This is a genomic window from Paenibacillus glycanilyticus NBRC 16618 (assembly GCF_004000805.1).
GTDB lineage: Bacteria > Bacillota > Bacilli > Paenibacillales > Paenibacillaceae > Pristimantibacillus > Pristimantibacillus glycanilyticus.
This window is the reverse complement of sequence record NZ_BILY01000078.1, coordinates 1-10,118: the sequence shown is the minus strand read 5'-3', so window position 1 is coordinate 10,118 and position 10,118 is coordinate 1. Positions and strand designations below refer to the sequence as shown.

At 54.2% G+C, this 10,118-nt stretch carries 9 protein-coding genes; all 9 read left to right on the top strand.

Features of this window, described 5'->3' with window-relative positions; translation table 11 throughout:
* Positions 1–508 (top strand): NADH-quinone oxidoreductase subunit C (locus PGL01S_RS30400; protein ID WP_174806625.1); only part of this gene is annotated, 508 nt, incomplete at its 5' end.
* A 7-nt stretch (positions 509–515) separates the two neighbouring features.
* Complete coding sequence (locus tag PGL01S_RS30395; protein WP_127499460.1) at positions 516–1,616, top strand: NADH-quinone oxidoreductase subunit D; 1,101 nt, start codon at positions 516–518, stop codon at positions 1,614–1,616.
* Positions 1,616–2,629, top strand: coding sequence for an NADH-quinone oxidoreductase subunit NuoH (nuoH, locus tag PGL01S_RS30390; protein WP_127499457.1), 1,014 nt, complete (start codon positions 1,616–1,618; stop codon positions 2,627–2,629). Before PGL01S_RS30395 ends, nuoH begins: the two co-directional genes overlap by 1 nt.
* Before the next feature lie 62 nt (positions 2,630–2,691).
* Positions 2,692–3,141, top strand: coding sequence for an NADH-quinone oxidoreductase subunit NuoI (nuoI, locus tag PGL01S_RS30385; protein ID WP_127499455.1), 450 nt, complete (start codon positions 2,692–2,694; stop codon positions 3,139–3,141).
* Position 3,142: 1 nt separating this feature from the next.
* Positions 3,143–3,658 carry an NADH-quinone oxidoreductase subunit J gene (locus PGL01S_RS30380; protein ID WP_015847349.1) on the top strand — a complete coding sequence of 172 codons (516 nt, stop codon included), beginning with the start codon at positions 3,143–3,145 and terminating at the stop codon, positions 3,656–3,658.
* A 1-nt stretch (position 3,659) separates the two neighbouring features.
* On the top strand, positions 3,660–3,962 hold the full coding sequence (gene nuoK / locus PGL01S_RS30375; protein WP_127499452.1) for an NADH-quinone oxidoreductase subunit NuoK: 303 nt from the start codon (positions 3,660–3,662) through the stop codon (positions 3,960–3,962).
* Positions 3,963–3,970: 8 nt separating this feature from the next.
* Entirely contained in the window at positions 3,971–5,848 is a 1,878-nt protein-coding gene (gene nuoL / locus PGL01S_RS30370; protein ID WP_127499450.1) for an NADH-quinone oxidoreductase subunit L, read from the top strand.
* The gene (locus tag PGL01S_RS30365; RefSeq protein ID WP_127499448.1) at positions 5,849–7,480 is read left to right on the top strand and encodes a complex I subunit 4 family protein; all 1,632 of its coding nucleotides are present in this window, start codon (positions 5,849–5,851) and stop codon (positions 7,478–7,480) included. It abuts the gene before it with no gap.
* A 3-nt stretch (positions 7,481–7,483) separates the two neighbouring features.
* Positions 7,484–9,049 carry an NADH-quinone oxidoreductase subunit N gene (locus PGL01S_RS30360; RefSeq protein ID WP_127499445.1) on the top strand — a complete coding sequence of 522 codons (1,566 nt, stop codon included), beginning with the start codon at positions 7,484–7,486 and terminating at the stop codon, positions 9,047–9,049.
* Positions 9,050–10,118 lie beyond the last annotated feature (1,069 nt).

The following is a 10,118-nucleotide window of genomic DNA, read 5'->3' as shown; positions in this document are numbered from 1 at the left end:
CGCGGAGCCGCCGCCACCGCCGGAGCCGTCGCCCAAGCAGCCGGAGCTTGATGCGGCAGCAAAGCTGATTCGCAGCCTCGTTCACGAAGAGGCGCTGGAGGATGCTTATATTAACGAGATGAGCCGGCATATGCCGACGATTATCGTGAAGAACGAGCATTGGGCCGCAACTGCCGAACTGCTGAAGCGGCATGAAGAGCTCCATTTTACTTATTTGCGGAATGTATCCGGCGTGGATTACGAGACGCATCTGGAGGTTGTCTATCACCTGGTTCATCTCGAAAGTCGGCGGGAGCTGGCGGTGAAGGTGAAGGCTGACCGAAGTGATCCTGTTATCGCTTCGGCGACGCCCGTCTGGGCTACCGCGAATTGGAACGAACGCGAAATCTATGATCTGTTAGGAGTAACATTCCAGGGCCATCCCGATCTGCGCCGCATTATGATGTCCGACGATTGGGTCGGGCATCCGCTGCGCAAGGATTATGAGCCGCTCGATTCGGAGGTGTAGCTGCAGCGTGATTCGTACCGAAGAACTTCTACTAAATGTCGGTCCCCAGCATCCCAGCACGCATGGCGTATTCCGTATCGTTGTCAAACTCGATGGAGAAGTCATCACGGAGGCAACCCCGGTTATGGGGTATTTGCACCGCGGTACCGAGAAGCTTGCCGAGCAACTGAATTATACGCAGATTATCCCATATACCGACCGGATGGATTATGTGGCGGCCATGACCAATAACTACGTGCTGGTTCATGCCGTCGAGACCATGATGGGGCTTGAAGTTCCCGAGCGGGCGGAGTTTATGCGCCTTATCGTAATGGAATTGCAGCGGGTTGCGAGTCACCTCGTCTGGTGGGGGACTTACCTGCTGGATATCGGGGCGATGAGCCCGTTCCTTTATGCTTTTCGCGACCGGGAGATCATTATTAATTTATTTAATGAACTGTGCGGGGCTCGTTTGACTTACAATTATATGAGGGTTGGCGGAGTGAAATGGGATGCGCCGCCGGGCTGGCTGGATAAAGTGCGGGATTTCATTCCGTACATGTACGGCAAGCTGCAGGAATACGACAAGCTGGTGAGCGGCAACGAGATTTTCCTCGCCCGGATCAAAGGCATCGGCCGATACGATGCGGCAACGGCGATCGACTATGGTCTGTCCGGCGCTAACCTGCGCTGTACCGGCGTGGACTGGGATTTGCGCAAGGCGGAGCCGTACAGTTTGTATAACCGCTTCGAATTTGATGTACCGCTGGGCAAAAACGGGGATTGCTACGACCGTTACGTCATCCGGCTGGAGGAGATTAAGCAGAGCCTTCGCATTCTCGACCAGGCGCTTGAGCAAATGCCGTCCGGCGGCGAGACGATGGGCAAGGTGCCCCGCGTTATCCGTCCTCCGGCAGGTGAAGTGTATGTCCGTATAGAATCACCCCGCGGGGAGATCGGCTGTCATATCGTCTCAAAAGGAAAAGCAGAGCCTTACCGCCTGAAGTTCCGGCGGCCGTCCTTTGTAAACCTGCAGATTTTGCCTAAGCTGCTTGTTGGAGAGACGATGACCAACCTGATTACGATCCTCGGCGGCGTCGACATTGTAGTCGGGGAGGTTGATTGCTGATGGGAGCATGGCTGCATGACTCGATGACTTGGGGCAATGCGGTTATTATTTTTCTATGGGGCGCGGTGTTCCTGTTCGTTGTGCTTGGCTTTGTCACCTACGCCATTTATTTCGAACGGAAGGTTATCGGCTGGATGCAGCTTCGGATCGGACCGAACCGGGTTGGTCCTCTTGGCCTTCTCCAGACGGTGGCCGACATATTCAAGCTTCTCATTAAGGAAGACACGATTCCGCGCAAAGCCGACCGCCTCCTGTTCGTTCTTGCCCCTATACTTTGTTATGTACCCGCTTTTACGGTGCTTGCGGTTATTCCTTATACGGAAAAGCTTTATTTCGCCGATCTGAACGTCGGTTTGCTCTATTACGCCGCCTTATCGGGCATCTCAACCTTGGCCATTGTGCTTGGGGGCTGGGCTTCGAACAATAAATACGCGCTTCTTGGCGGCATGCGCTCGGCTGCGCAAATGATTAGCTACGAGGTTCCGCTCGTTATCTCCGTTGTAGGCGTCATCCTGCTTAGCGGAAGCCTTAATCTGAGGGATATCGTGGCGGCGCAGTCCGGCGGATGGTTCTGGGATTGGAACTTCATTCCCCAAATTATCGGCTTTGTTGTGTTTATGATTGCGGCGGTATCCGAGCTGAACCGTACGCCGTTTGACCTGCCCGAGGCTGAATCGGAGCTGGTTGCCGGCTATCACGTGGAGTACAGCGGCTTCCGTTTTGCATTCTTTATGCTGTCGGAGTATGTCTACGTCTACGCGATCGCGGCTTTGACGACCGTGCTGTTCCTCGGCGGGTGGCACGCGCCGGCGCCGTTTCTTGATTTTGTGCCGGGAATCATCTGGTTCCTGCTCAAATTCGCGTTTATCGTGTTCTTTTTATTCTGGATCCGGGCGAGCTTCCCTCGTATCCGGGTTGATCAGCTGATGGGTCTGGGCTGGAAGGTGCTGCTGCCGGTATCGCTGCTGAACGTATTTCTGACGGCAGGTTACCTGGAGCTGTTCGTAAAATAAAGGCTGCTTCGCAATTCTTAAGCTCATGCTTACGAAGCAATTCTTTTTAGGAGGATCTAGCCATGAATGGACTTGTGCAAGGGCTTGGCGTGACGCTCAAATCAATGGTATCGAAAAAAGTGACGACTTCTTATCCCGACGAGCCGATTGTTATGCCGGACCGGTTCCGCGGTATTCAGCATTTTATTCCGGACCTCTGCATCGTCTGCAACCAGTGCGCAAGAATCTGTCCAACCGACTGCATTACGCTGACCGGCAAGCCAAACCCCGATCCGGCCAAAAAAGGCAAGGTCATCGACACGTTTGATATCAATTTCGAACTTTGCATCTTATGCGATTTATGCACCGAAGTTTGCCCGACGGAAGCGATTGTGATGACCAATCATTTCGAGCTGTCCGCGTACAGCAGGGATGATCTGTTCAAGGATGTGCAGTGGCTGACCGACAACGATACGCTGGTCCGTCAAGATAACAATAACATCGGTGCTCCTGCGAAAGGAGGCGCCAAATAAGTTGTTCAATATTGATTTTAATGGCGAGTTCGCCACCTTTTTTATCTTCTCGGCGATTATGATCATCGGGGCTGTCCTTATGGTTAGCCTTCAAAAGGTCGTGCATATGGTCATCTCCATGGCTGCGGTGTTCCTCGGCCTGGCCGGGATGTTCGTGCTGCTGGATGCGGAGTTTGTCGCTTTCGTCCAGGTGCTGATCTATGCGGGAGCCGTGTCCATTCTGATGATATTCGGCATTATGATGACCAATCATCAGAATAAACAGGCCGATCCGGTTAAACCTCTTCACGAGACGCTGGCTGCTGTAGGAGCGCTATGCCTGTTCGGGATTCTGTTCTATGCCATCCGGACGACGGATTTTCCCGATGCCCAGCCGCTGCAAGCGGTGGAGGATAATACGTCGAGCATTGGCCAGCTGCTGTATACGGGATACGTCGTGCCGTTCGAGCTGTTGTCGGTGCTGCTGACGGTTGCCTTTATCGGCGCGATTGCTATTGCGAAAAAGGGGGCGGATTAACATGCTTCCATCCTATCTGACGATGGCGGCGATCCTGTTTTGCATCGGGCTGTATGGAGCCTTGGTGAAACGGAATGCCGTGATCGTCCTGTTATCGATTGAGCTTATGCTGAACGCGGTAAATCTGAATTTGGTTGCGTTCTCCAAATACGGGGATGTACCGTCCCTGACCGGCCAGGTATTCGCTTTGTTCGCCATTACGGTGGCGGCGGCGGAGGCTGCCGTTGGGGTAGCGGTGCTGATCGCCTTGTTCCGCGCGCGAGGTACCGTTAACGTAGATGAATTCGACGAGATGAAGAGGTGATGTGACCCGTGGATCAATTAACGAAAGCAGCGTGGCTCATTCCGCTCTTCCCGTTTGCTGCCTTCCTTCTGCTGACGGCCCTGGGCAGGAGCTACCGGCTGGCGGGCGTGCTGATCGCTTCGATCGGCTCGCTTGCGTCGCTGGTCATGTCCCTGCTCGTTTTTATCGAGAGATTGGGACCAAATGCGGTAGATTACAGCGGCGACAGCTACAAATGGATTGGTCTTGGCGAATATACGCTTAAGATCGGTTTCGAAATTACGAATCTGAATGCCCTTATGCTTGTTATCGTTACGGTGGTCAGCTTTCTCGTAAACGTGTATTCGGCCGGCTATATGAAAAAGGATGAGCGGATTACTGTCTTTTACGGCTATGTCGCTCTCTTTACCTTTGCGATGCTGGGGCTGGTGCTGTCCGATAATATGCTGGTCTTCTATATTTTCTGGGAGCTGGTTGGGGTCTGCTCCTTCTTGCTTGTTGGCTTCTGGTATGCGAAACCTGCGGCCCGCGCGGCGGCGAAAAAAGCGTTTATCGTGACCAGAATCGGCGACGCGGGGCTGCTGCTTGGCATTATCGTATTGTTCTGGTATATGCCCGGCCATGCGCTTGATTTCAGCAGTATACATAATGTGTTTACCGAAGGGCAGTCCGGTACGATTACGACGACCATTACAACCTCGATTGCTCTGCTTCTGTTCATGGGGGTTATCGGCAAGTCCGGTCAATTCCCGCTGCATGTATGGCTTCCGGATGCGATGGAAGGTCCCACGCCGATCAGTGCCTTGATCCATGCCGCGACGATGGTAGCGGCCGGCGTATTTCTCCTGGCGAGAACGTTTGATATCTTCGAGGCCTCCGCGGCCGCGATGCATACGGTCGCTTACTTCGGCGGGTTTACGGCGATTTTCGCCGCAACCGTAGCGCTCGCGCAAAACGATATTAAACGGATTCTGGCCTACTCAACCATCAGCCAGCTTGGCTACATGGTGATGGCGATGGGACTTGGCTCGATGACGGGCGGTATTTTCCATCTGTTCACGCATGCTTTCTTCAAAGCTCTATTATTCCTGGCGGCCGGCAGCGTGATTCATGCGGTACATACCCAGAACATTCACGAAATGGGCGGCCTTGGCTCCAAAATGCGAATCACGGCATGGACCTTTGCGATCGGAGCGTTATCCCTATCCGGCATCCCGCCGTTCTCGGGCTTCTGGTCCAAGGATGCGATTCTGGCTTCCGCGCTTGAAGAGAATCCGTTCCTGTTTGCCGTTGGACTGGCGGCGGCCTTCTGTACGGCGCTGTACATGTCGCGGTTGTTTTTTATCGTCTTTACAGGCAAATCCCGTCTACAGCAGCCGGCCGAGGTGAAGGAATCTTCGAAGGTGATGACCATTCCGCTGCTCGTGCTTGCCATTATATCGGTTGGAGCGGGTTTTATCGAAACGCCTTGGAACGGTTGGCTGGGCAGCTGGCTGACGGATGGCGCGGAGGACGTTCATGCAAGCGGCGCCGCGATTGTCGCTTCCATAGCCGTTGGCGTGCTTGGCATCTATGTAGGATGGCTTATGTACGGCAAAGGCAGCATCGAGCGCGGCGCTGCGGGAGCCAAGATGCCGTGGCTTGTTCATCTGCTGGAGCGGCAATATTACGTAAACGAATTTTATGACGCCGTTATTGTCAAAACGGTTCGCGCCGTTGGCAAGAGTCTGAATGCTTTCGACGAATACGTGATTGGCGGCGCAGTCCGGCTGGTGGGTGTTACGGCTGGAGCGGGCGGCCGGGTGCTGACCAGACTGAATAACGGACAGACGCAAACGTACGGCTTGACCGCAATTATAGGTCTTATCGTTATTATCGCGGCAATCGTTGGAAGGAGGTTTTGGTAAATGACGGACCTGACCGATCTTCCGATTCTATCGATTATTCTCGTAACTCCGCTTATCGGGCTTCTGGTTATTCTTCTGCTGCCGAAGCACCGTAACCGGTGGCTGCAGACTGCGGCTATTGTGTTTACGTTGATTCCGCTTCTCTTGTCCCTATGGCTGTATGCCGATTACGACAAGCATCAGGGCGGCAACTCCTTTGAGGAGACGGCTACCTGGGTAGAAGTTCCGTTAAACAAAGAGACGCAAGCCTCGAATGGGGTAACGAGCTATACGCTGTCGTTCCAGTATGACGTGGGCATCGACGGGTTGTCCTTGCCGCTTGTCATTCTGACGACGCTGATTACGGCGATGGCGGCTTTTGCTTCCGTTCACGTGAAAAAGCGATGGAAGGCGTTCTACGCTTGGTTCCTGCTCCTGGAGACGGGCGTGCTTGGCGTGTTTATGGCGCGGGATTTATTCCTGTTCTTTATTTTCTTCGAAATTACGCTTATCGCGATGTACTTCCTGATCGGGATCTGGGGTTACTTCAACCGGGAGCGGGCCGCTAATCACTTCGTTATCTATAACGGCCTCGGGTCGGCTATCATGCTGATTGCCTTTATCCTTCTCGTGAATACGGCCGGCTTCCATATCGATCAGGAGACGTCATCGTTTATTTACAGCGGCAGTTATGCGGATATTGTCCACAATTTATCCGATCCTTCGGCGTGGGTGAACCTTGCTCCGGATCAGACGGGCGGACTAAACCCGTTCCATATGTCGGCTGCGATGCATACGGTTATTTTCCTCCTGCTGGTAGTGGCGTTTGGGATCAAGCTTCCGGTTCTGCCGTTCCATACCTGGATGCTGAAGGTACACAACGAGGCGCATCCGGCAATCGTTATGATTCACTCCGGCGTGCTGCTCAAGATGGGGGCATACGGCCTGATCCGGTTCGGTATTGTGTTATTCCCCGAGCAGGCGAAGGATTGGGCGATTGTACTGGCTTCTCTTGGCCTCGCCAATCTCTTATACGGGGCTCTTATTGCTTTCCGGCAGACGGATCTCAAGCTGGTGCTCGCGTATTCCTCGATCAGCCATATGGGGATCGTTCTGCTGGGGCTTGCGGCCTTTAACCAGATAGGCTTGCAGGGGGCCGTGTTCCAGCTTGTCTCGCATGGCCTGATCTCGGCGCTTCTCTTCCTGATTGTCGGAAGCTTATACGAGAGAACGAAGACGACAACCTTATCCGAGCTTGGCGGGCTGGTGCGATCGATGCCGTTTATCTCGGGCATTCTGCTTGCCGGAGGTCTTGCATCCTTGGGTCTGCCGGGTCTATCGGGCTTTGTGGGCGAATTCCTGTCGCTGCTCGGCTTGTTCGACAGCCAGCCATGGATTGCCGGCTTCTCGGTCATCGGCGTCATTCTGACCGCCGTATATGTCCTAAGGGCTGTGCTGAAAACAACCTTTGGCCCTATTGAAGAACGGTATCTCGCGGTAAAAGACGCTAGGCTGGTTGAAGCTCTGCCGATGATCGTGCTCCTGGCGTTTATCCTGCTGCTGGGCTGTTACCCGTCCGTGCTGACGGATACGTTCCAGTACAGCGTCGACGGCCTGTTCAAGCCGTTATTATCGTTAAGGATGGGGGGATAAGCGATGACCGAATTCGTACCGCTGACATGGCAGGATACGTTGTATCTCGCCCCGGAGCTTATCCTTGCCGCCATGTTCCTAATCCTTATCGTAACGGACTTGCTTCTTCCGGGGAGGACGAACCGCGCGGTTATCGGCTGGTTGTCTTTAGCAGGCTTGCTGCTGTCGCTTGCGGCCGTCATCTGGCGGATGATGGATATGAATCCTTCCGGCGTATCGGCGGCGGAGGCGGCTGAAGCCGGTAAGGCCATCTCGCTCCTTGGCGCCAGCTACCGGGTGGATGATTACGGCAATCTGTTGAAAATAATCTTCCTGGTCGGTACGTCATTGGTCGTATTGCTGGGGCTTGGCTCCACGCAAAAGGATGACGCGGTAACGGACAAAGCCGAATTCTATTACTTGCTGCTTCCGGCAGCGGCCGGAGCTATGATTATGGCCTCCTCCGGAAACCTCGTTACCTTGTATATCGGGCTTGAGCTGCTCAGCATCACGACTTACGTGCTGGTTGGCTTGAGGAAGCGCTCGTCGCTGTCGGCCGAGGCAGCTTTCAAGTATGTGGTTACGGGCGGTATCGCGTCAGCCTTTGTGTTGTTTGGGATGTCTTATTTGTATGGCGTGACCGGCTCGGTAAGTCTGGCGGATTTCCCGACGGCGCTGCCGCAGGCGTTTGCGGACTATAAGGCGTTGGTTTATGTAGGATTCTTCTTCCTGATCGCGGGCTTCGGAGTCAAAATCGCGGCCGCTCCGTTCCATGTCTGGGCGGCGGATGTGTATCAAGGAGCGCCAACGCCGGTTTCCGCTTTCCTGGCGGTAATTGCGAAGGGGGCTGCTCTGGCAGCGGTATTCCGTTTCCTGTACAGCAGCGCGTTCTTCCTCACCGGCGGTCCGGAAAAGCAAGCGGGCGATGATGTCTTCTTCGCTCTGCTGGTCATTGCCGCTGCGGCGATGATAGCCGGTACGGTCTCGGCTCTGCGGCAAAAGCAGGTGAAACGGCTGCTCGCCTTATCGGGCGTAGCGAATGCCGGGTATTTGCTCGTACCGATTGCAATCTCAGTGACGATCATCCATAGCAACAATTTCGCCGAGTTTGTGTTTTACCTGGTTGCGTACCTGCTCATGAACGTAGGCGCATTCGCCGTCGTAACGGTAGTTGCGAGCGCGGCGGGACATGAAGATCTGAAAGGCTTCTCGGGTCTCTATTACCGGGCCCCGTGGACAGCGGCGGCTATGCTGATCTTTATATTGTCGCTCTCGGGATTGCCGGTTACGGCCGGATTTTTCGGCAAGCTGTTCATCCTGCTCGGCGCGGCCAGCGTAAAAGCTTACTGGCTGGTAGCCATTATGGTGGTTAGCACCGTTATTTCCTACTACTTCTACTTCGGTATAATCCGGCAGATGTTTATGCGGTCGAACGGCGAGGAAGAGGATCGCATCCATGTGCCGGCTGTAACGGGAGTCGTCATCTGGATCTGCGCGGCTGCAACAGTTGCTCTTGGCGTATTGCCGGGTCCGCTGATGAAAGGAATCGATGCGGTGTTTACGATTCAGGCGGATTTGTTCGTGAGGTAGATTTCGTTGGAGCCCAGCGGCTGGAGAGCCGCTGGGCTTTTTTTCGTGGGGCGAGGCGGGGTGGGAATCGGCTGAGATGAAAAAGCGTATGGCGGGCGGCTAGGGATTCTTTTGCGGGACGTGGGAAAGTGGGGAGTGGAAGGATAAGACCCTGTCAGGGTCTTATCCAGTTGGTTGGGGGTTGGAATAGGGAGAATAAGACCCTGGCAGGGTCTTATCGCTTTGAAAGTGGACTAATCTAGCTCCGTAGGCAGCTTGCTCGCATGGAATAAGACCCCGCGGGTCCTCTATCAGGTTAGCTGGCTGCCGAGTTGGATTGAATAAGACCCTGACAGGGTCTTATATAAAATGGATAGTAAGCGCGGAGCCTTAGTAGAAGTTCATAAGGCGGGAATGCGGCGGAAATGCGGGTGAGGCGGAGGTTAAGGTCCCTCAGGGGCTTTAATAGGCAAGAAGCAGCTAGTTTGCGAGTGTTTAAGGTTCCTTAGGGACCTTAAGTAGGCTGGTGGATGTGGGAATGCAGCGGAAATGTCGGTGAGGCGGAGGTTAAGGTCCCTCAGGGGCTTTAATAGACAAGAAGGAGCTAGTTGCGAGTGTTTAAGGTCCCTTAGGGACCTTAAGTAGAGTGGTGGATGCGGGAATGCGGCGGAAATGCCGGGGTAGGTGGAAGTTTAGGTCTCCAAGTGATTAGAGAGTGAAGGAAGAGTAGGAGGATAGGCGAACTTCGTTAGCCATATCATGGTTGTATCATCCTCTTTACAGGTAATTATCTTTTGCTAGAGACAGGAGATCGGGGGCCGGAAATCGAATGGTAATAGGAGATAAATAGAGACTATTAAACGGTCATAGAGAAACGTGTGGCAAGAGCATACGTATAATTTGAGACGGAGACAAATATACCGATAAAGGCAGAAACTGATGAGAAGAGATGCTCTCGGCAGCGTATTGAAAAGATCCCTCCCCGCGCTTCTCCTCGCGGGGATTCTCGCCTGCGGGGCGGCTATGCCCGCCGCCCCTGCAGGCTTAGCCCCGGCTGGGGCCGCTGCGGCGAGCAAAGCCGCCGCCGGCG